The 20,774-nt window shown below is 70.9% G+C and carries 18 protein-coding genes; 6 read left to right on the forward strand and 12 right to left on the reverse strand.

The window, feature by feature from the left end:
- Positions 1 to 128: 128 nt before the first annotated feature.
- Positions 129 to 629, forward strand: coding sequence for a hypothetical protein (locus tag ACWC09_RS08945; protein ID WP_450849866.1), 501 nt, complete (start codon positions 129 to 131; stop codon positions 627 to 629).
- Between the two features lie 685 nt (positions 630 to 1,314).
- On the opposite strand, the gene ACWC09_RS08950 is transcribed toward ACWC09_RS08945, so the two are convergent.
- From ACWC09_RS08950 to ACWC09_RS08965, 4 genes are all read right to left on the reverse strand, one after another.
- Positions 1,315 to 2,439 carry a GuaB3 family IMP dehydrogenase-related protein gene (locus tag ACWC09_RS08950; protein WP_450849867.1) on the reverse strand — a complete coding sequence of 375 codons (1,125 nt, stop codon included), beginning with the start codon at positions 2,437 to 2,439 and terminating at the stop codon, positions 1,315 to 1,317.
- A gap of 117 nt (positions 2,440 to 2,556) precedes the next feature.
- Complete coding sequence (guaB, locus tag ACWC09_RS08955; protein ID WP_450849868.1) at positions 2,557 to 4,059, reverse strand: IMP dehydrogenase; 1,503 nt, start codon at positions 4,057 to 4,059, stop codon at positions 2,557 to 2,559.
- A 150-nt stretch (positions 4,060 to 4,209) separates the two neighbouring features.
- On the reverse strand, positions 4,210 to 4,797 hold the full coding sequence (locus tag ACWC09_RS08960) for a sigma-70 family RNA polymerase sigma factor (RefSeq protein WP_356342397.1): 588 nt from the start codon (positions 4,795 to 4,797) through the stop codon (positions 4,210 to 4,212).
- A gap of 320 nt (positions 4,798 to 5,117) precedes the next feature.
- Positions 5,118 to 5,729: a response regulator transcription factor gene (locus ACWC09_RS08965; protein ID WP_003948568.1), complete on the reverse strand. Its 612-nt coding sequence runs from the start codon at positions 5,727 to 5,729 to the stop codon at positions 5,118 to 5,120.
- A 381-nt stretch (positions 5,730 to 6,110) separates the two neighbouring features.
- On the opposite strand from ACWC09_RS08965, the gene ACWC09_RS08970 reads away from it, so the two are divergent.
- A complete protein-coding gene (locus tag ACWC09_RS08970; RefSeq protein ID WP_450849869.1) occupies positions 6,111 to 6,440 on the forward strand; it encodes a WhiB family transcriptional regulator in 330 nt (109 codons plus the stop codon).
- A gap of 101 nt (positions 6,441 to 6,541) precedes the next feature.
- On the opposite strand, the gene ACWC09_RS08975 is transcribed toward ACWC09_RS08970, so the two are convergent.
- A complete protein-coding gene (locus tag ACWC09_RS08975; RefSeq protein ID WP_450849870.1) occupies positions 6,542 to 7,438 on the reverse strand; it encodes a LysR family transcriptional regulator in 897 nt (298 codons plus the stop codon).
- A gap of 72 nt (positions 7,439 to 7,510) precedes the next feature.
- Between ACWC09_RS08975 and ACWC09_RS08980 the strand changes: the two genes are divergently transcribed.
- The 3 genes from ACWC09_RS08980 (at position 7,511) to ACWC09_RS08990 (ending at position 9,790) form a co-directional block, all read left to right on the forward strand.
- The gene (locus tag ACWC09_RS08980; RefSeq protein WP_450849871.1) at positions 7,511 to 8,188 is read left to right on the forward strand and encodes an MOSC domain-containing protein; all 678 of its coding nucleotides are present in this window, start codon (positions 7,511 to 7,513) and stop codon (positions 8,186 to 8,188) included.
- Between the two features lie 51 nt (positions 8,189 to 8,239).
- Complete coding sequence (locus ACWC09_RS08985) at positions 8,240 to 9,013, forward strand: SDR family NAD(P)-dependent oxidoreductase (protein ID WP_450849872.1); 774 nt, start codon at positions 8,240 to 8,242, stop codon at positions 9,011 to 9,013.
- A 69-nt stretch (positions 9,014 to 9,082) separates the two neighbouring features.
- On the forward strand, positions 9,083 to 9,790 hold the full coding sequence (locus ACWC09_RS08990) for an ester cyclase (RefSeq protein WP_450849873.1): 708 nt from the start codon (positions 9,083 to 9,085) through the stop codon (positions 9,788 to 9,790).
- A gap of 73 nt (positions 9,791 to 9,863) precedes the next feature.
- Here ACWC09_RS08990 and groL read toward each other — a convergent pair whose 3' ends face one another.
- The 4 genes from groL to ACWC09_RS09010 form a co-directional block, all read right to left on the reverse strand.
- Positions 9,864 to 11,489: a chaperonin GroEL gene (gene groL, locus ACWC09_RS08995; protein ID WP_450849874.1), complete on the reverse strand. Its 1,626-nt coding sequence runs from the start codon at positions 11,487 to 11,489 to the stop codon at positions 9,864 to 9,866.
- Positions 11,490 to 11,608: 119 nt separating this feature from the next.
- Positions 11,609 to 11,917: a co-chaperone GroES gene (groES, locus tag ACWC09_RS09000; RefSeq protein ID WP_003998759.1), complete on the reverse strand. Its 309-nt coding sequence runs from the start codon at positions 11,915 to 11,917 to the stop codon at positions 11,609 to 11,611.
- Positions 11,918 to 12,144: 227 nt separating this feature from the next.
- Complete coding sequence (locus tag ACWC09_RS09005; RefSeq protein WP_450849875.1) at positions 12,145 to 12,966, reverse strand: polysaccharide deacetylase family protein; 822 nt, start codon at positions 12,964 to 12,966, stop codon at positions 12,145 to 12,147.
- Positions 12,963 to 13,892: a polysaccharide deacetylase family protein gene (locus ACWC09_RS09010; protein ID WP_450849876.1), complete on the reverse strand. Its 930-nt coding sequence runs from the start codon at positions 13,890 to 13,892 to the stop codon at positions 12,963 to 12,965. The genes ACWC09_RS09005 and ACWC09_RS09010 overlap by 4 nt, the downstream gene beginning before the upstream one ends.
- 90 nt (positions 13,893 to 13,982) lie before the next feature.
- On the opposite strand from ACWC09_RS09010, the gene ACWC09_RS09015 reads away from it, so the two are divergent.
- Entirely contained in the window at positions 13,983 to 15,152 is a 1,170-nt protein-coding gene (locus tag ACWC09_RS09015) for a THUMP-like domain-containing protein (RefSeq protein WP_450849877.1), read from the forward strand.
- A gap of 357 nt (positions 15,153 to 15,509) precedes the next feature.
- Here the strand turns inward: ACWC09_RS09015 and ACWC09_RS09020 are convergent, their stop codons facing one another.
- The 3 genes from ACWC09_RS09020 to ACWC09_RS09030 form a co-directional block, all read right to left on the reverse strand.
- The gene (locus ACWC09_RS09020) at positions 15,510 to 16,865 is read right to left on the reverse strand and encodes an RNA polymerase sigma factor (protein WP_450849878.1); all 1,356 of its coding nucleotides are present in this window, start codon (positions 16,863 to 16,865) and stop codon (positions 15,510 to 15,512) included.
- Positions 16,866 to 16,915: 50 nt separating this feature from the next.
- The gene (locus tag ACWC09_RS09025) at positions 16,916 to 17,272 is read right to left on the reverse strand and encodes a YciI family protein (RefSeq protein WP_450849879.1); all 357 of its coding nucleotides are present in this window, start codon (positions 17,270 to 17,272) and stop codon (positions 16,916 to 16,918) included.
- A gap of 137 nt (positions 17,273 to 17,409) precedes the next feature.
- Entirely contained in the window at positions 17,410 to 20,718 is a 3,309-nt protein-coding gene (locus ACWC09_RS09030) for an NACHT domain-containing protein (RefSeq protein ID WP_450849880.1), read from the reverse strand.
- Positions 20,719 to 20,774 lie beyond the last annotated feature (56 nt).

A 20,774-nucleotide genomic window follows, 5' to 3' on the forward strand; every position in this document is an offset into this window, starting at 1 on the left:
GGGGGCCAAATTCGCTGGTCGTACTGTCAGTCCCTCCTGTTAGTCTCCCTCCACCGTTGCCGCACAGTCGTGCGCGCGCTTCTCCGCGTCACCATCCGTTCGTTCCATCCCGTGGGGGGATCTCTGTCATGACCCAGCCAACTCCGCCGCCGCAGCCCCAGTCGGACACCGCCGTACCGCCGCCTCCGGCGCCGGGTGTCCCCTACGCGCCCCCGCCCGCCCCGGTGAAGAACAACATCGGCCTCGGCCTGCTGGCCGCGTTCGGCGCGGCCGTGGTCGCGGCCGGTGTCTACGGCGCGATCATCGGCGCGACCAAGCACGAGATCGGCTGGGCGGCGGTCGGCGTCGGCTTCCTGATCGGCCTCGCGGCGGGGCGCCTCGGTGGGCGCAACCCCGTGCTGCCGGTGGCGAGCGCGGTGCTGTCGCTGGGTGCCGTCTACGTCGGCCAGCTGGTCGGCGAGGCCGTGATCGGCGCCAAGGAGACCTCGCTCAGCTTCAACGAGGTCATCTTCCAGCACTTCGGCGTCGTCCAGCAGGCATGGAAGGCGGACGCGGACCCGCTGACGTTCCTGTTCTTCGCGATCGCCGCGTACGTCGCGTTCACGGGCGCCAAGAAGGCGGCGCACTGAGTCCGGCGGTGTGCGGCGGGCGGCGCGTCGGTGGTGAAGGGGGGCGCGCGGGTGTGACGGGCTCCGGGGCTGGTGGCATGCGCGGCGCGGCGCGGGTACCTTACGGAGACAGGTGGGGTCGGCCGCAGGGACCACTGCGGCAGGCTCCTGGATGGATCACGGAGTGTCCGCCCCTAGTTGTCGTGGGGCCGGCCGCTCACCATCACACCCAAGAGGTGGAGCCCACCGCAGCGGCCACTGCGGCAGGCTCCTGGATGGATCACGGAGTGTCCGCCCCTAGTTGCCTTGGGGGCGGCCGCTCACCATCCGAAAATCCGCAAGATCCACCTCCTCCGGCACTTCACCATCCACCGACGGATCCGATCCCAGCGGGTGGGCTTGCGGTGACGTCCCATGGACGCCCCCTTCCACGACACCGCCCAGTAGCCCGGTGAACGGTCCGTCGGAAATCGGGCCGGGCCCCGAGGAGCGGGGTCCGGAACCATGTCCTTGGAAGGGGGCGCTCCAGCAACCTGGGGCGCCGACACGGACGTTATCGCCCTGGACCCAGCTGACCAGCCCGTTTCCGTCCCGAACGCGACCGCGCGCCCCCGCACCACACCACGCGCCCCACGACAGCCCCGAAGCACACGGAAGGGGCCGGTCACCCCACCAGGTGACCGGCCCCTTCCAACCGCCGTAAGCCCTACCGCATGTGCTGCGAGTCGGCCACCGTCACCTCGACCCGCTGGAACTCCTTCAGCTCGCTGTACCCGGTCGTGGCCATGGCCCGACGCAGCGCACCGAAGAAGTTCATGGAGCCGTCCGGGGTGTGGGAGGGGCCCGTCAGGACCTCCTCGATGGTGCCGACCGTGCCGAGGTCGACCTTCTTGCCGCGGGGCAGCTCCTCGTTGACGGCCTCCATGCCCCAGTGGTGGCCCTTGCCCGGCGCGTCCGTGGCGCGCGCGAGCGGGGAGCCCATCATCACCGCGTCCGCGCCGCAGGCGATCGCCTTGGGGAGGTCGCCGGACCAGCCGACCCCGCCGTCGGCGATGACGTGCACGTACCGGCCGCCGGACTCGTCCATGTAGTCGCGGCGGGCGGCCGCGACGTCCGCCACCGCGGTGGCCATCGGGACCCGGATGCCCAGCACGTTGCGTGTGGTGTGCGCCGCGCCGCCGCCGAAGCCGACCAGGACGCCCGCCGCGCCGGTGCGCATCAGGTGCAGGGCGGCGGTGTAGGTGGCACAGCCGCCGACGATCACCGGGACGTCGAGCTCGTAGATGAACTGCTTCAGGTTCAGTGGCTCGTGCGAGCCGGAGACGTGCTCCGCCGAGACCGTCGTACCGCGGATGACGAAGATGTCCACGCCCGCGTCGACGACCGCCTTGGAGAACTGCGCCGTGCGCTGCGGGGAGAGCGCGGCCGCCGTGACCACGCCGGAGTCGCGCACCTCCTTGATGCGCGCGCCGATCAGCTCCTCCTTGATGGGGGCGGCGTAGACCTCCTGGAGGCGGCGCGTCGCGGCCTCCGTGGGCAGCTCGGCGATCTCGTCCAGAAGCGGCTGCGGGTCCTCGTAACGGGTCCACAGGCCTTCGAGGTTCAGCACGCCGAGGCCGCCGAGCTCGCCGATGCGGATCGCGGTGGCCGGGGAGACGACCGAGTCCATGGGAGCGGCCAGGAAGGGCAGCTCGAAGCGGTAGGCGTCGATCTGCCAGGCGATCGAGACCTCCTTCGGGTCCCGCGTACGGCGGCTGGGGACGACGGCGATGTCGTCGAAGGCGTACGCCCGGCGGCCGCGCTTGCCGCGCCCGATCTCGATCTCAGTCACGTTGGTGGCCTTTCCCTGATGCGTTTCAGCGTCTACCAGTATCGCCGACGGGTACGACAAGGGCGGCCCCGGTGCACCCGGGGCCGCCCTTGGACGTGCGCTACGCGCGCGTGCGCGTCACTTGCCGCTGTAGTTCGGCGCCTCGACCGTCATCTGGATGTCGTGCGGGTGGCTCTCCTTGAGGCCCGCGGAGGTGATCCGCACGAAGCGGCCCTTGGACTCCATCTCGTCGATGCTCGCCGCGCCCACATAGCCCATGGTCTGGCGCAGGCCGCCGACGAGCTGGTGCAGGACGTTGGCCAGCGGGCCGCGGTAGGGCACCTGGCCCTCGATGCCCTCGGGGACGAGCTTGTCGTCGGAGGAGACCTCCGCCTGGAAGTAGCGGTCCTTCGAGTACGACCGGCCCTGGCCGCGGGACTGCATGGCACCGAGCGAGCCCATGCCGCGGTACGACTTGAACTGCTTGCCGTTGATGAAGAGCAGCTCGCCCGGGGACTCCTCGCAGCCGGCGAGGAGGGAGCCCAGCATCACCGTGTCGGCGCCTGCTGCCAGCGCCTTGCCGATGTCGCCGGAGTACTGGAGGCCGCCGTCGCCGATCAGCGGGATGCCGGCCGGGCGGGCGGCGAGGGAGGCCTCGTAGATCGCGGTGACCTGCGGGACGCCGATGCCGGCGACGACACGGGTCGTGCAGATGGAGCCGGGGCCCACGCCCACCTTGATGCCGTCGACGCCGGCGTCGATGAGGGCCTGCGCGCCGTCGCGGGTGGCGACGTTGCCGCCGATCACGTCGACGGACACGCTGGACTTGATCTTCGACATCCAGCTGAGGGCGTTGCTGTTGTGGCCGTGCGAGGTGTCGACGACCAGGAAGTCCACGCCGGCCTCGGCGAGCGCCTGGGCGCGCTCCAGGGCCTCGGGGCTGGCGCCCACGGCGGCACCGACGAGCAGGCGGCCCTCGGCGTCCTTCGCGGCGTTCGGGTACTTCTCGGCCTTGACGAAGTCCTTGACCGTGATCAGACCCTTGAGGACGCCACTGTCGTCGACCAGGGGAAGCTTCTCGATCTTGTGCTTGCGCAGCAGCTCCATGGCCTCGACGCCGGAGATGCCGACCTTGCCGGTGACCAGCGGCATCGGCGTCATGACCTCGCGCACCTCACGGCTGCGGTCGGACTCGAAGGCCATGTCGCGGTTGGTGACGATGCCGAGCAGCTTGCCGGCCGGGTCCGTGACCGGCACACCGCTGATGCGGAACTTGGCGCACAGCGCGTCCGCATCGGCGAGTGTCGCCTCCGGGCGCACCGTGATGGGGTCGGTGACCATGCCGGACTCGGACCGCTTGACCAGGTCGACCTGGTTGACCTGGTCCTCGACGGAGAGGTTGCGGTGCAGGACGCCGACGCCGCCGAGGCGGGCCATCGCGATCGCCATGCGGGACTCGGTCACCTTGTCCATCGCCGCCGAGAGCAGCGGGATGTTGACCTTGACGTTGCGGGAGATGCGGGACGAGGTGTCGACCGCGTTCGGGAGCACCTCGGATGCGCCCGGCAGCAGCAGCACGTCGTCGTAGGTCAGCCCGAGCGTCGCGAATTTTCCGGGCACTCCGTCGACGTTTGCAGTCATGACACCTTCCCCAAATGGCCTTGATCGGTGCGGATGTCCATGCTAACGGGAAGCAGGGGGCGCACATTCCACGGTTCGAACTGCCTCCGGGCTTCGTATGTTCGTACGGAAACGCCAGACCGGCCGTTCAACGCGGAAACCAGGCGGGAACTACTGCTCGGCCAGGGCCCGCAGCCTGCTCAGCGCCCGGTGCTGCGCCACACGGACCGCCCCGGGTGACATTCCCAACATCTGACCCGTCTCCTCCGCGGTCAACCCCACGGCGATCCGCAGCAGCAAGAGCTCGCGCTGATTCTCCGGCAGGTTGGCCAGCAGTTTCTTGGCCCATTCGGCGTCGCTGCTGAGCAGCGCGCGCTCCTCCGGGCCCAGCGAGTCGTCCGGGCGCTCCGGCATCTCGTCCGACGGGACCGCCGTCGAACCCGGGTGCCGCATCGCCGCCCGCTGCAGGTCGGCGACCTTGTGCGCGGCGATGGCGAACACGAACGCCTCGAAGGGGCGGCCGGTGTCCCGGTAGCGCGGCAGGGCGAGGAGGACGGCCACACAGACCTCCTGCGCGAGGTCCTCCACGAAGTGCCGGGCGTCGCCCGGAAGGCGGGACAGACGGGTGCGGCAGTAGCGCAGCGCCAGGGGGTGAACATGGGCGAGCAGGTCGTGCGTGGCCTGCTCGTCCCCGTCGACGGCGCGATGGACGAGTGCACCGATCGCCCCTGCGGCCCCGGCCGCCTCGTCGTCGCGCATCGGTCCATGGTGCCTTGCGGCCGTCCGATCCGTGGCACCACGCCCGTTGTTGTGCACCGAAGCGTTATGAGCAGGTGCGCCGGCACTCATCCCCTGCGCCCTCCCCTTCCGCTCGACCGACTCGTCCCCGAGAGACTCCACACCTCAAGGATGCGGCATCCGCGCCGAAACGAGCAGCGGGCGCCGGCAGAGCCGCTTGGCCAACCTCGCAAACCGCGCCCCAAAGGGGCGCGGGGCGAGACATTGTGCGGCTCCGCCTTGTGGGCGCGACCAGCCACGAACGAGCCCGCACCCGGCCGACGGCCGACACGACCGAGCTCCTAGCGAACCAGACCCCATCGGAACCCGAGAGCCACGGCATGCGCCCGGTCGGACGCACCCAGCTTCTTGAACAACCGCCGGGCATGCGTCTTGACGGTGTCCTCGGAGAGAAAGAGCTCACGCCCGATCTCCGCGTTGGACCGACCGTGGCTCATCCCTTCGAGCACCTGGATCTCGCGCGCCGTAAGCGTGGGCGCCGCCCCCATCTCGGCGGACCGCAGCCGCCGCGGGGCCAGCCGCCAGGTCGGGTCGGCGAGCGCCTGGGTGACGGTCGCCCGCAGCTCCGCACGCGACGCGTCCTTGTGGAGGTAGCCCCGGGCACCGGCGGCGACCGCGAGAGCGACCCCGTCCAGGTCCTCGGCGACGGTCAGCATGATGATGCGCGCACCGGGGTCGGCGGACAGCAGCCGCCGCACGGTCTCGACGCCGCCCAGTCCGGGCATGCGTACGTCCATCAGAATCAGGTCCGAACGGTCCGCACCCCAGCGGCGGAGGACTTCCTCGCCGTTGGCCGCGGTCGTCACGCGCTCGACACCGGGCACGGTCGCGACCGCGCGGCGGAGCGCCTCTCGGGCAAGCGGGGAGTCGTCGCAGACGAGGACGGATGTCATGGCCGCCCTCCGCAGCTGATGCACGTCACCTTGAGCCTCCAGGCTGGTACGAAATCGTCACCTGTGCGGTCGACCGTCCCGGACGCCCGCCCGAGCTTCTGTTGCGTCAACCGCCTCCGCACTCTCAACGACGGTCACTCGAAAGAGTTACGGGGCTGTGTGCCATCTTCGGCACTCTACGTGAGGGGGCGGACACGATGCAGACATGCGGGGCGGACCCACAACGTTTCATCACAACCGGTGCCCCATTTAGCCCCTTTTCTTCCCATCTGCTGATGTCTGAGACTAGATTCGCAATGAGTCATATTTTCATCTCCTTAGATCGTAGATATACGGTCGTGGGCACCGGATCCGCTCAGAACGGCAACAAGGGGTCACGTAATGGCAGATTTCTCCCGCCTTCCCGGACCGAACGCGGACCTGTGGGACTGGCAGCTTCTGGCCGCCTGTCGCGGGGTGGACAGCTCGCTCTTCTTTCATCCGGAGGGCGAGCGGGGCGCGGCCCGGAGCGCTCGCGAGAACTCGGCCAAGGAGGTCTGCATGAGGTGCCCGGTGCGCGCGCAGTGCGCGGCACACGCGCTGGCGGTGAGAGAGCCGTACGGCGTGTGGGGTGGCCTGACCGAGGACGAGCGCGAGGAACTGATGGGTCGTGCGCGGAACCGGCTGGTGTCGGCGGGGATCGCCGACGGGGACGGCGTATCGAACACTTGAAGGAACGTTTCTTCGTTCCGGGTTCCTGAACTCCCGGCCCCCGAGTTCCCGAACTCCGAACTCCCGACGAGAAGGGCACGCACGCGTGCCCTTCTTCCTCGCTATCGCCCGGCCGCGCGCCCGAGTTGCTCCAGCGTCGCCGCGACCGCCGGCACCCGGGCCAGGTCGGGCAGGGCCAGCGCCACGATCTCCCGCCGCACGGCCGGCTCCAGTGTCAGCACGCGCGCGTGGCGCGGCCGTACGGACTCCAGGGCGAGCTGCGGAAGTACGGCCACACCGAGACCGGCGCCGACGAGGCCGACCACCGCCGGGTAGTCGTCGGTGGCGAAGTCGATGCGGGGCGTGAACCCGGCGCCCTCGCACACCTCCACCAACTGCCCCCGGCAGCGTGGGCATCCGGCGATCCACGGCTCCCGCGCGAGCTCGCCGATGGCCACGGACCCGGCCCCCGCCAGCCGGTGCCGCTCCGGCACCAGCCCGACGAGACGGTCGGTCAGCAGCGGCCGTACGACGAGGTCGTCCCACTCCTCCGCGCCCGCCGCTCCCTCGTACCGGAAGGCGAGCGCCACATCGCACTCCCCCTCGCGCAGCATCTCGACGGACGCGGGCGGTTCGGCCTCCTCCAGCGACACGCGGGTGCCGGGGTGCGCGGCACGCAGGGCGGCGAGGGCGGTCGGTACGAGCGTGGAGCTGCCGCTGGGGAAGGAGACCAGCCGGACCCGCCCGGCGCGGAGCCCCGCGATGGCGGCGACCTCCTCCTCTGCGGCGGTGAGTCCCGCCAGGATCCCGTTGGCGTGCCGGACGAGCGCCTCGCCGGCCTGCGTCAGCCGCATCTCGCGCCCGCTGCGGACGAGCAGCGGGGTGCCCGCCGACGCCTCCAGGGCCTTCATCTGCTGGCTCACGGCGGGCTGGGTGCAGCCCAGTTCGCGCCCCGCCGCCGAGAAGGAACCGGTGGTGGCGACGGCGCGCAGGACCCGCAGATGGCGTGCTTCGATCACAGACCAAGGATAAGAGATCCTTTGATACGACGCCCGATAACGCGTCGACACTTTGAGTCGCGGTCACTTACCGTGGCGAACACGAAGCTTCTGTCGGTCAACCTCGGCCACGCCGGGCCCGTGCCGTACACGGATCAGCCGCAGGGCCTGACCGGCATCGACAAGCGGCCGGTGGACGGGCCGGTGCGGGTGGCGGCGCCCGGGCCCAAGGGGGTCGGCGCGAGCGGGCCGGCCGGGGACACCGTGAGGGACCTGGGCCACCACGGCGGTGACGACCAGGCCGTGTACGCCGTCGCGCGCGAGGACCTCGACGGCTGGGAGCGCGAGCTGGGCCGCCCCCTGCCGAACGGCTCCTTCGGCGAGAACCTCACCACCGAGGGCCTCGACATCACCGGCGCGCTGATCGGCGAGCGCTGGCGGATCGGGACGGAGGTGGTGCTGGAGGTGACGTGCGGGCGGATTCCGTGCCGGACCTTCCAGGGCCATGTGGGTGAGAAAGGGTGGGTGAAGCGGTTCACGCGCAAGGGTGCGCCGGGGGCGTATCTGCGGGTGATCGAGCCGGGCGAGATCCGTGCCGGGGACCCGGTGGAGGTGGTGCACCGGCCGTCCCACGACGTGACGGTGGGGCTGCAGTTCCTGGCCGTCACGACCGAACGGGAGCTGCTGCCAAGGCTGTTGGCGGCCGGCGAGGCACCGCATCCTGAGGGGCGGGAACAGGCACGGAAGTACCTGGAGAAGTACCGGTCCTGACGGCCTGTCCACAGAGCGGACCCGCACAGTCCGGGTAACTACGCTTGGGCCATGACAACGGCTCTGATTACGGGATCGACCGCGGGCATCGGCGCCGCGTTCGCGCGGCGGCTGGCGGCCGACGGGCACAATCTGGTGCTCGTCGCGCGTGACACCAAGCGGCTCGGGGAACAGGCGACCGAGTTGCACGACCGGCACGGCATCGAGGCGGAGGTGCTGACGGCGGACCTGGCCGAGGACGACGGCATCGAAGCGGTCGCGGCCCGGCTCGCCGACCGCAGGAACCCCGTCGACCTGCTGATCAACAACGCCGGCTTCGGCAACAAGGGCCGCTACCTCGACGTCTCCATGGCCGATGAGCTGAAGATGCTCAAGGTCCACTGCGAGGCGGTGCTGCGGCTGACGACCGCGGCGACGGAGGCGATGCGCGAGCGCGGCCGGGGCGGTGTCGTCAACGTCGCGTCCGTCGCCGCCTTCGTGCCGCGGGGGACGTACGGCGCCTCGAAGGCGTGGGTCGTGCAGTTCACGCAGGGCGCGGCGAAGGACCTGGCCGGCAGCGGGGTGCGGCTGATGGCGCTGTGCCCGGGGTTCGTCCGCACCGAGTTCCACCAGCGGGCCGGGATGGGGACCGACAACATCCCCGGCTGGATGTGGCTGGACGCGGACAAGCTGGTGGCGGCGGCGCTGGGCGATCTGGCCCGCGGCAAGTCGCTGTCGATCCCGGATCCGCGCTACAAGGCGCTGATGGGGATCGTGAAGGTGACGCCCCGGGCGCTGCTGGGCGGGATCACCTCGCGGACCGGGCGGAAGTACGGCCCTCAGTAGGGCACGGTCGTCCCTCGCGGGGGAAAATGGTGCCGTACGACCGGACCCCGGCGGACCGGAGGCACCAGCATGACCTTTGTACAGATCATCGACTGCAGGACCAGCCGTTTCGACGACATCAACCGGCTGATGGACACATGGGTCGAGCAGACCAAGGGGAAGCGGACGGCGACGCACGCGTTGGTCGGCAAGGACCACTCCGACGCGTCGCACTTCATCGAGATCGTGGAGTTCCCGTCGTACGAGGAGGCGATGCGGAACTCCAACCTGCCCGAGACGGACAAGATCTTCCGGGAGATGGTGGCTCTCTGCGACGAGATGCCGACCTTCACGGACCTGGACGTCGTACGGGACGAGGGGTTGAACGCGGACACGGCGCGGCGGTTCTTCAGGACGATCGCGGTGTCGGGCGAGCTGCCGGCGCTCGACGACCTGGTCGCGGAGAACTACCACGACCACGACCCGGCGAACGACCAGGACACCATGGGGATGGACGCCCTGCGGCGCGAGGTCGGGATGTGGCGCGGCGGCTTCGACTTCGAGTTCGAGATCGGGGACCAGATCGCGCAGGGGGACCGCGTGTGCACGCGGTGGACCTGGCGCGGGACGCACAAGGGCGACTTCATGGGGCTGCCGGGCAGTGGCACCAAGGTCGCCATGACCGGCAGCACGATTCACCGGTTCGGTGAGCACGGGAAGATCGTCGAGGCGTGGTGGGAGTACGACCGGCTGGGGCTGATGGGCCAGCTGGGCATGCTCGACGCGCTGGAACAGTAAGGGGATGCGCCGAGGCCCGGCACCCCTTGTCTGCAGGGTGCCGGGCCTCTCTACGCCTTACCGACCTCGTACGTCAGTGGGAGTGCCCGTGGCCGTGACCGGCGGCGGCCGGCTCCTCCTCTTCCTTCTTCTCGACGACCAGGGTCTCGGTCGTGAGCAGGAGGGAGGCGATGGAGGCGGCGTTCTCCAGCGCGGAGCGGGTGACCTTCACCGGGTCGATGACGCCGGCCTTGACCAGGTCGCCGTACTCGCCGGTGGCGGCGTTGAAGCCCTGGCCCTTGTCGAGCTCGGCGACCTTGGAGGTGATGACGTAGCCCTCCAGACCGGCGTTCTCGGCGATCCAGCGCAGCGGCTCGACGGCGGCCTTGCGGACCACGGCGACACCGGTGGCCTCGTCGCCGGTGCGGCCGAGGTTGTCGTCCAGGACCTTCACGGCGTGGACGAGCGCGGAGCCACCACCGGAGACGATGCCCTCCTCGACCGCGGCGCGGGTCGCGGAGATGGCGTCCTCCAGACGGTGCTTCTTCTCCTTCAGCTCCACCTCGGTGGCGGCGCCGACCTTGATCACGCACACGCCGCCGGCCAGCTTCGCGAGGCGCTCCTGGAGCTTCTCGCGGTCCCAGTCGGAGTCGGTGTTCTCGATCTCGGCCTTGATCTGGGCGACGCGGCCCACGACGTCCTCGGAGTTGCCGGCGCCGTCGACGATGGTCGTGTCGTCCTTGGTGATCGTCACGCGGCGGGCGGAGCCCAGCACGTCCAGACCGACCTGGTCGAGCTTGAGGCCGACCTCCTCGGAGATGACCGTGGCGCCGGTGAGGACCGCCATGTCCTGCAGCATCGCCTTGCGGCGGTCGCCGAAGCCGGGGGCCTTGACCGCGACCGCGTTGAAGGTGCCGCGGATCTTGTTGACGACCAGGGTGGAGAGGGCCTCGCCCTCGACGTCCTCGGCGATGATCAGCAGCGGCTTGGAGGCGCCGGCCTGGATGACCTTCTCGAGGAGCGGCAGCAGGTCGGCGATCGAGCCGATCTTGCCCTGGTTGATCAGGATGTACGGGTCGTCGAGGACGGCCTCCATACGCTCCTGGTCGGTGACGAAGTACGGGGACAGGTAGCCCTTGTCGAAGGCCATGCCCTCGGTGAAGTCCAGCTCCAGACCGAAGGTGTTGGACTCCTCGACGGTGATGACACCGTCCTTGCCGACCTTGTCCATCGCCTCGGCGATGAGCTCGCCGACCTGGCTGTCCTGCGCGGACAGGCCGGCCACGGCGGCGATGTCGGACTTCTCGTCGATCGGGCGGGCGGTCGCGAGGAGCTCCTCGGAGACCGCGGCCACGGCCGCGTCGATGCCCTTCTTCAGCAGCGCCGGGGAGGCACCCGCGGCGACGTTCTTCAGGCCCTCGCGCACCAGCGCCTGGGCGAGCACGGTGGCGGTGGTGGTGCCGTCACCCGCGATGTCGTTGGTCTTGGTCGCCACCTCCTTCACCAGCTGGGCGCCGAGGTTCTCGAACGGGTCCTCGACCTCCACCTCACGGGCGATGGTGACGCCGTCGTTGGTGATGGTGGGCGCGCCGAACTTCTTGTCGATGACGACGTTGCGGCCCTTGGGGCCGATCGTCACCTTGACCGTGTCGGCCAGCTTGTTGACGCCGCGCTCGAGGGCGCGACGGGCGTCCTCGTCGAACTTCAGGATCTTCGCCATGGGAGCGGTTCAGCCCTCTCGGAAAACGTGAGTGAAACGAACTGCGCCCCGGACGCCCGGCTTCATAAGGTCGCGGGAACCCGGGGCGCAGCTCACAAGCAGTAAATGCTCGAGGTGAATTACTTCTCGATGATCGCGAGCACGTCGCGAGCCGAGAGGACGAGGTACTCCTCGCCGTTGTACTTCACCTCGGTGCCGCCGTACTTGCTGTACAGCACGATGTCGCCGGTCTTGACGTCGAGCGGCAGGCGCTCGCCGTTCTCGAAGCGGCCCGGGCCCACGGCCAGGACGACGCCCTCCTGGGGCTTCTCCTTGGCGGTGTCCGGGATGACCAGGCCAGAGGCGGTGGTCTGCTCGGCGTCGAGCGGCTGGACCACGATGCGGTCCTCGAGCGGCTTGATGGCAACCTTGGAGCTGGTGGTCGTCACGATCCGACCTCCCCCTTCGGAGATCTCACGGGGTTAACTGTCTGAGGTGGCGACCAGGTGGATCCGTCGTCGCGGGTGCCGGACCTGCCCGTCGCGTAGTTGGCACTCTCCAGTGGGGAGTGCCAGAGCCGAGACTATGACTGCGATTAGCACTCGGTCAAGCGGACTGCTAATCCCCGCGGCGCGTCGGTACCGAACAGACCGGGATCAGGCACGGTTCTCCGGGCTCAGAGGTAGTCCTCCAGCCGCCCCACCGTCAGCCCCCGCCCCTCCGCCTCTCTCAGCAGGCGCCGGGTTCGATCGATCAGGGTCGGTTCCGTCGACTCGCCCGACGCCACCGAGACGATGTCCCCCGCCCGCAGGTGTCGCTCCCCCGTCGTGAACGTCGGCTCGCCGGCCTCCATCGACGCGCGCCACAGGACCAGCGCCGAGACGCCGCAGTCGGTGGCGGCGCGCAGTGTCGTCCTGTCGTACGCGCCGTACGGCGGGCGGAAGAGGCGGGGGCGGATGCCGAAGCGGGCGTGGAGCTTCTCCTGCTGGCCGCAGATCTCGGCGCGCTGGCCGGCGTAGGGCAGGCCGCGCAGGGCGGAGTGGTCGAGGGTGTGGTTCTGGATCGTCGCGCCCACCGACTGCAGGCGCGCGAAGTGGCCGTAGCCCGGTCCGACCACGCTGTTGGTGAGGAACATGCTGACCGGGAGCCGGAGTTCGCGGACCATGTCGACGAAGCGGGGGTCCCGCTCGGCTCCGTCGTCGTAGGTCAGGAAGACCACCTTGTCGTGGGTGGGGACCCGGGAGATCACCGGGATCGTGCCCGGGTGGGCCGAAGCGTCCCCCAGGCCCGGCACCCGCCTCGGTCTCGGCGCGGGGGCCAACGGGGCCGCAAGGCCCCAACGACGGTACGGCGGCCGTGCCGTGCCCCTCGGGTCGTACGGGTGCACCCGCTGCGCCGCCTTCATGCCCAGCCGTTCGATGGGGTCGACGGACTGGGCGCAGCCGGTGAGGAGCACGGCCAGCGCCAGGGCACCGGCCGGGAGGCCCCCGCGCCTCACAGGTAGTCCTCCAGGCGGGCCACCGCGTACCCCTCGGCCGTGACCCTGTTCAGGAACCGGCGCATGTCGTCGACCATCGTGCCCTTCCACTCGCCCCGGCCGCGGAAGTGGGTGAGCACGATGTCGCCGGGGTGCAGGTCCTGGTCGCCCTCGCGGTACTCCCAGTGGTCGACGAAGACCTCCTCGTCCCAGATCGGCGCGTACTTGATGCCGCAGGACCTGGCGGCGCGGAGCGTGTCCTGGTTGTAGTTGCCGAAGGGCGGACGGAAGACGGTCGGACGCCTGCCGAACTGCTTCTTCATGATCACCTGCATGCCGCAGATCTCGCGCTTCTGCTGCTCGTACGAGAGCCCCGGCAGGTAGGGATGGGTGAGGGTGTGGTTGTTGAGGGTGACGCCCTGGGACTGCATCCTGCGGAAGTAGGCGTAGTCGTCCTTGATCAGGAAATTACTGAGGAAGGCGGTGTACGGGATCTTCAGCTGGCTCATCATCCGCAGGAACGCCGGGTCCTTCTCGATGCCGTCGTCGATGGTGAGAAAGACGACCTTCTGCCTGGTCGGGACGGTGGTGAAGACCGGCGGGAGGTTCAGCTCCTCCTGGTCGTCGACCTCGAAGCCCCTGCGTGCCCCGATCCTCGGCTTGTGCGCCGGGGGCGCGGGCGCCATCAGTGGCACCTGCTTCAGACCCCAGCGTTTCGCCGCCGCCGCGCGGGCCAGGTACGTCGCGCGCAGCTTCGTCGCGTACGACCGCAGGGCGCGGGCCGGGGCCGCCTTGAGGGGCTGCTGGCCCTGCGCCGGGGGCACCTCGCGGTCCGGACCCTGGGCACAACCGGAGGTCACGGCGGCGACGGCGAGCACGGCGATCCCGCCGCGCACCCGCAGCCTCCAGGACACCCCGTTTTTGTCATTTTGTCCTACTGCTCGCATGGTGCCGGATCCTCGCAGACCCCGTCCCCGCCCCTCGTACAACACCTCGGCGACAGGCGCACCGTCCCCCGCCTGGCCCACAATGACCCGGTGAACGACCTCGCCCCCCTCCTCACCCCCGAAGGCCGCGCCCTCCTCGACGAGGTCCGCGGCACGGCCCCCGCCGACGAACTCGCCGTCGCGACCCGGCTGCGCCGCGAGCACCCCGCCGAACTGGTCTCGGCGGCCCTCGGCCAGGCCCGGCTGCGGCAGCGTGCGGAGGCGAAGTTCGGGGCGGAGGACGCCGGGCGGATGTTCTTCACGCCCAACGGGGTCGAGCAGTCGACGCGGGCGAGTGTCGCCTCGTATCGGGCCCGGCGGCTGAGTTCCCTGGGTGTGACCTCCCTCGCCGACCTGTGCTGCGGGATCGGTGGTGACGCCATCGCGCTGGCCCGGGCGGGAATCCGGGTCCTCGCCGTCGACCGCGATCCGGTGACGGTGGCCGCGGCGCGCGCGAACGCCGAGGCGCTGGGGCTCGGCGACCTCATCGAGGTCCGTGAGGCCGATGTCATGGAGGTGGACACGGCCGGCTACGACGCCGTGTTCGTGGACCCCGCCCGGCGCGGCGGACGCGGCCGCATCTTCGACCCGGAGGCCTACTCGCCGCCCCTCTCCTGGGCCGTGGAGGCCGCCCGCAAGGCGTCCCGCGCCGCCGCCCTCAAGGTCGCGCCCGGCATCCCGCACGAGGCCGTGCCGGACGACGCCGAGGCCGAGTGGATCTCGGACGGCGGGGACGTGAAGGAGGCGGTGCTGTGGTTCGGGACGGGAGCGGAGGCGGGGGCGGTGCGCGCCACGCTGCTGCCCGGACCGCGCACGCTGCTCTCTCGCGGGCTGCCAGACCCCCAAGTCCGTTCCGTCGGACGGTACTTGTACGAGCCTGACGGTGCCGTCATCCGCGCCCATCTGGTCGCCGAGGTCGCCGGGGAAGTGGGCGGCGGCCTGATCGACGCCACCATCGCCTATGTCACCTCGGACGAGCGGCACGAGTCGCCGTATGCCACCGCCTATGAGATCAGCGACCAACTCCCCTTCAACGTCAAGAAGCTGAAGGCACTGCTGCGAGAGCGGGAGGTCGGGATCCTGACCGTGAAGAAGCGGGGGTCGGCGGTGGAGCCGGAGGAGTTGCGCAAGAAGGTGAAGCCTGTTGGCCGCAACTCGGCGACGGTTTTCCTGACACGGGTCGCGGGGGCGCCCTCCATGCTGATCGGGCGCCCGGTGTAGCGGTCAGGGCAGCGGCACGACCGTGTGGTCGCGAAGGACGCGGACGCGGGCGCGGCGGCCGACGGTGGAGGCGGCGTCATGAGCGACAACCCCGACCACACGGCGCCGAGCCGTGCGGCGACCTGCCCGGACACCGTCCGGTCTGGAGCGACAGCACCGTCCAGGATCGCGGTCCGAACGACCCCGAGTCCGGCCGGCGTGGCCCGTGACGCCAGTGTGGCGGATGCCGCCACGGACACGTGTACGTCCACCGGCGAGCCTGCCAGGGCAGCCGGTCGTCATGGGTGTCGCCACCCCCTGACCGCCTGCCGTGCCCGGACAGGCGGTGGCCACGTCGCGGCGCTCGAGAACCAGTGGTCATCTCGCCCGACGAGTTCCAGCAGCCCTGCCCGTGCGACGCGGCCCTTGATGTCCAGCAGCGCGCTGCACCCCCTCGGCCGCCCGGCGCAGCAGCAGTTCCCGCTCCCGCTCGTTCCGTGCCAGCCCCGCCGCCCGCGCGAACTCCTCGCGCGCCTCCGCCGTACGCCCGAGGCGCGCGAGCAGGTCGCCGCGGACGCTAGGGAGCAAGTGGTAGTCGTGCAAGGCCGGTTCGGAGGCAAGGGCGTCGACGATGGCCAGCCCCTCGGCCGGTCCCTCCGCCATCGACACGGCCACCGCACGGTTGAGTTCGACGACCGGGGACGGGGCCCGGGCCGCGAGCAGTCCGTACAGGGCGGCGATGCCGGCCCAGTCCGTCTCCTCGTAGGTGTACGCGTGCGCATGGCAGGCGGCGATGGCGGCCTGGAGGGCGTACGGGCCCGGGGCGCCGGTGGCCGTGGCGTCGGCGCGGTGGAGGGCGGTGATGCCGCGGGCGATGAGCATGCGGTTCCAGCGGCGGCGGTTCTGGTCCTTGAGGAGGACGGGTTCGCCGTTCGGGCCGGTGCGGGCCGCGGAACGGGAGGCCTGGAACTCCAGGAGCGAGGTCAGACCGTGGACCTCGGGCTCCTTGGGCATGAGGGAGGACAGGACGCGGGCCAGGCGCAGGGCGTCCTCGCAGAGGGACGGGCGCAGCCAGTCGTCGCCCGCGGTGGCGGCGTACCCCTCGTTGAAGATGAGGTAGATGACGTCGAGGACGGAGCCGAGACGAGCCTGGCGCTCGGGGCCGTACGGCACCTCGAAGGCGACGTTCTCGGTGGCCAGCGTCCGCTTCGCGCGGACGATGCGCTGGGCGACCGTCGGTTCGGGGGTGAGGAAGGCGCGGGCGATCTCCGTCGTCGTCAGGCCGCCGAGGAGGCGGAGGGTGAGGGCGATACGCGCCTCGGGGGACAGGACCGGATGGCAGGCGGTGAAGACGAGGCGGAGGAGGTCGTCGTCGATGTCGTCGGGGTCGGCGGGCTCCTCGGGGGGCGCGGTGGTGTCGAGGGTGCGGCCGATCTCCTGGAGCTTGCGTGCGTAGTTGTCCCGGCGGCGGATCAGGTCGACGGCACGGTGACGGGCGGTGGCCATGAGCCAGGCGCCCGGATTGTCGGGGAGGCCGTCGCGGGGCCACTGCTCGAGGGCGGCGACGAGGGCGTCCTGGGCGAGCTCCTCGGCGATGCCGATGTCGCGGACGATGCGGGTGAGGGCGGCGATGATGCGGGGGGATTCGAGGCGGTAGACGGTTTCGACGGTGCGGCGGGGGTCGGCATCGGCAGCGGTGTTGTCGGCGCCGTCGTGGGAGGGCTGTGAGCTCACAGCCCTCCATTCGACACCCGTACCGCCGTACGGCCAAGGAACCAGGAGGCTCAGCCCTCCGCGATCTCCCGGACCTCACAGGTGACGGTCCAGTAGTCCTCGTGCACCTTCAGGAACTTCTTGGCCCACTCCAGGGCCTCGGCCCGGTCCTTGCACTGCATGATCGCGTAGCCGCCGACGACCTCCTTCGACTCGGTGAAGGGGCCGTCGGTCACGGAGATCTCGCCGCCCTTCCAGTGGACACGGGTGCCCTGCGCGGACGGGGTGAGGCCGGCGGTGTCGAGCATGACGCCGGCCTTGGTGACCTCCTCGATCAGCTCGCCCATGCGCTGCATCAGCTCGGGGCTGGGGCCTTCGGCGGGCATGGTGGACTCGTCGATCTGGACGAGGGAAAGGTAGCGGGGCATCGGGGCTCCTCGGGTCGGTTCGGGGCCGGGGCTTTTCCGGCCTCTCACCCTGTGCGTCGATCGGGGGGCGGGGGGATCGACACGCTCGCGGAAATTCTTCCGAGATTTTTTCGGGGGTACGGGGAGGCGGTACGGGGCTACGGGTTCCGGACGTCCCAGATGCGGACCGTGCCGTCGGCGGAGCCGGTGGCGAGCCAGTTGCCGTCGGCGCTGAAGTCGAGGGCCTGTACGGGTTCGGCGTGGCCGGTGAGCTTGCGGGCCTTGCGGGGGTCGTCGGTGTGCCAGAGCTGGACGTCGCCGCCGTAGCGGTCGGCCACGGCGAGGAGGGCGAGCGTCGGGTGGAAGGCGCCGGTGACCGCTGTCGCGCCGAGGTCGACGGAGGCGGAGGACCAGCCGGTGCCGTCGCCCTGCCACAACTCGCCGCCGCCCGGTCCGAACAGGGCGAGGGAGTCGTCGCGGCCCACGGCGAGCTGGACGATGCCGTCCGAGGTGTCGTCGGGGTACGCCGAGGCGACGTTCGCCCGCCACAGCCTCGTGTACGGCGGGCTGGGCACTCCCTCGGCGTACGAGGGCGCGCTGAACCGCCACAGGCCGCCGCTGTCGCCCATGACGAGCAGGCTGCCGTCGGAGAGGAAACCCAGGTCCACGAACGCGTTGTCGTTCCCCTGGCCGGACGAGACTTCGACGAAACCCCTCGTCGCCACCCACGTGCACCTGCCGTTCGCCGACAGTCTCCACACAACGACGGTCGAGCCGTTGTGCCAGGCCAGGAGATCGCCGTGGACGGCGATGTGCGAGGCCGCGGTGGCGTCTCCGGCGGAGCGCCTGACGGGTCGCGGCCGCCCGCCTCGCACATCCTGGACCTCCGGTCCCCCGGCGCCGTACGGCGCCGTCAGCAGGAACCGGCCGTTCGCCGAAAAGGCGAGGGCCGGCGCCCCGTTGCCGGTCCATTTGGCGAGGACCGGACTGACGAGCTCCGTCGAGTGGTCCGCGGTGTCCCCGCTCCACCGCCGCACCGAGCCGTCATCGAAGGCGAAGTAGACCTGCCGTCCCGCCCTGGGCCGCATCGCCAGCGACACCACCAGCTCCCTGCCCGGCAGGGCCAACCTGGCCACGCTCTCGTCCCGGCGTTCGCCGATCACCCACGCCGTCCCGGCGACCAGCACACCCGCGCCCGCCGCCAGCACCGTCCGCCGTCGCACCCTCGCATGCCGTGCGGCCTCCTCCCGCGCTCGCGCGCTCTCCTCGAACGTCGGTTCGCCGGCCAGCGTCTCCTGCAGTCGGATGTGCCGGAACTGGTAGACCCCGCCGGCCTGCCGCAACAGCTCCCGGTGGCGGGCATCCGCCAGGAACGCCATCAGACGCCAGGGCAGCCTGCCGCGGACGGCGAGATAGCAGCGGGCGACGACGAAGCGGGGCCAGGCGCGGCCCATCAGCACGAGCAGGGCGATGAACACGCCGGGGAGCAGCATGGCGACCCCCAGGAGCATGTTCGCGTCGCCGAAGACATGGCTGACCGTGTGCCAGCGGTCCGCGGCGAGTGTCCCGACGTCGGGGCGGCCCGGCCAGCCCGCCCAGTTGGTCAGCACCCGCAGCAGGACGTCTCCCGACAGCGTCCCGGCGTACCAGCCCAGCAGCCCCGTCGAGGCCACCACAAGGCCCGCCACCAGGGCACTGAGCAGAGACGAACGGCGGTCCTGGCTCAGCGAGTTGAGCGGACTGACGTGGGTCGCCCGGGACGGCGGCGCGTCCAGCCAGTTGTGTGCGGCCAGGGCCAGGCCCACGACCACCGCGAGTGCGGCCGAAGTGGTCACGGCCTCGACGTACAGCTCGACGGCTCGGGGCGTTCCCCGGCCGCCCGGATCACGGATGACGCGGATGACCGCGAAGGCCAGCACCAGTGGGCTGACGCCGGCCAGCGCCACCGCGGCCCCACCGCGGAACCCGCGCAGCAGCCGGCCCGCCGACCCGCGCACCGACCAGGCGAGCCGTCCGGGCGGCCTGGCCTCGGAGGCGTACCAGACAAGGGAGTTGAACAGGGCGAAGACACAGCCGACGACCCACACGATGCCGACGGTCACGTCCCGGGTCTCCGGTGCGATGCTCTCGGTCGCCGTCATCCACATGACGCCCGCCACGGCCAGCGCGGCCCCGATCCCCAGCCCCGTGACCGGCCCCGCCCACCGCGACAACAACCGCCCGCTCAGCAACCACCAAGCCAGGTCGCGCTCCCGATGGTCATGCAGATACGTGGCGAGAAACGTCAGCCACCGCCGAGCCTGCCCGGCACTCCACCGGTCCCGCCCCACCACCCCCTCCGGCGCATCCGGATCCGGCGCGTACGCCGCGTCCACCAGCCCATGGATCAGGTGGTCCTCCACCGCGTACGCCGAGTCGAACCGCTCCCCGTCCAGCAGTTCGGCCGGATCTCCTCCGCCCCGCTCGTACACCAGCCGCGCCGACGTGACCATCAACGGAGTGGAGAGCGCCCGCGCCAGCGGCCCGTCCCGGTCGGATCGCAGGCGGGTGAAGACGGGCCGCCAGTCGGCGTCCGCCCGCCAGTCCACCTCGCCCAGGTACCCGATGACGTCCTCCGGCGGCACCGGCGAGATCTCCACCACCGCCGCCCGCCGCAGGGTCGGAGCACCGCCGCGGATCAGCTCCTCGTACTCGACCGCCCGGCACGTCACCACGATCGGCCGCTCGCCGCCGATCGCGTGGTTGATGCCCCGGATCGCGCTGCGGCGCGCGGACTCGGGGATCTCGTCGAGGCCGTCCAGGACGGGGAGGAGGAGGCCGTGGGTGAGGAGGGTACGGGGGATGTCGGCGCGGCCGTTGTAGTACGGCTGCGCGAGGCTGCGCACGATCCAGTCGTCGAGGCGTTCGCGCACCGGGTCCCAGGAGGAGACCGGCAGCAACACCGGTACGGGGGCGCCCTGTTCGCGTGCGCCCAGCAGGCCCAGTGTGAGGAGCATCGCCAGTACCGTCTTGCCCGAGCCGGGTTCGCCGATGGCTACCAGGCGGTGTCCGGGGACCTGGGCCCAGCCCTCGGCGAGGCCGGCGATCACGTCGTCGAAGCGGCCTTCGAGTCGCCCGTCCAGGCGGGCGCGGAGCACCCGGGCCCCCACCGCTCCCAGTTCGTCGGCGACCTCCCGGTCCGTCGTCCGCCACGCCAGCGGCAGCACCTTCGGGTCCCGCAACTGCCGTGCCTCCGCCTCCTCCAGCCACTGTTCGCGCAGCCGGAGCGCGAGGTCGTCGGCGAGGTCCGCGGGGTCGGGGCGGGGCGGCTCCGGGCGGAAGTCGGCGATGGACATGAGGGTGGAGATCAGGCCGCCGAAAAGGCCGACCACGGTGCCCAGTTGGCCGGCCACGGGCGGGTCCACCGCCAGCCAGACGGCGCAGCCGAGGGAGAACGCGGCGATCACGGCGAGGGCGGTGCCGCGCACCACCCGTCGCCTGGAGCGTCGTAACGGCCCTAGAAGCACAACCGCATCGTTCCCAG

The sequence above is a fragment of the Streptomyces sp. NPDC001617 genome, assembly GCF_053596855.1.

Coding starts and splice junctions, on each gene's coding strand:
- ACWC09_RS08990 (WP_450849873.1), top strand. CDS start 9,083: ATGACCTTTGTACAGATCATCGACTGCAGGACCAGCCGTTTCGACGAC.
- ACWC09_RS09010 (WP_450849876.1), bottom strand. CDS start 13,892: ATGCGAGCAGTAGGACAAAATGACAAAAACGGGGTGTCCTGGAGGCTG.
- ACWC09_RS08985 (WP_450849872.1), top strand. CDS start 8,240: ATGACAACGGCTCTGATTACGGGATCGACCGCGGGCATCGGCGCCGCG.
- ACWC09_RS08970 (WP_450849869.1), top strand. CDS start 6,111: ATGGCAGATTTCTCCCGCCTTCCCGGACCGAACGCGGACCTGTGGGAC.
- ACWC09_RS09025 (WP_450849879.1), bottom strand. CDS start 17,272: ATGCCCCGCTACCTTTCCCTCGTCCAGATCGACGAGTCCACCATGCCC.
- guaB (WP_450849868.1), bottom strand. CDS start 4,059: ATGACTGCAAACGTCGACGGAGTGCCCGGAAAATTCGCGACGCTCGGG.
- ACWC09_RS08965 (WP_003948568.1), bottom strand. CDS start 5,729: ATGACATCCGTCCTCGTCTGCGACGACTCCCCGCTTGCCCGAGAGGCG.
- ACWC09_RS08945 (WP_450849866.1), top strand. CDS start 129: ATGACCCAGCCAACTCCGCCGCCGCAGCCCCAGTCGGACACCGCCGTA.
- groL (WP_450849874.1), bottom strand. CDS start 11,489: ATGGCGAAGATCCTGAAGTTCGACGAGGACGCCCGTCGCGCCCTCGAG.
- ACWC09_RS08960 (WP_356342397.1), bottom strand. CDS start 4,797: ATGCGCGACGACGAGGCGGCCGGGGCCGCAGGGGCGATCGGTGCACTC.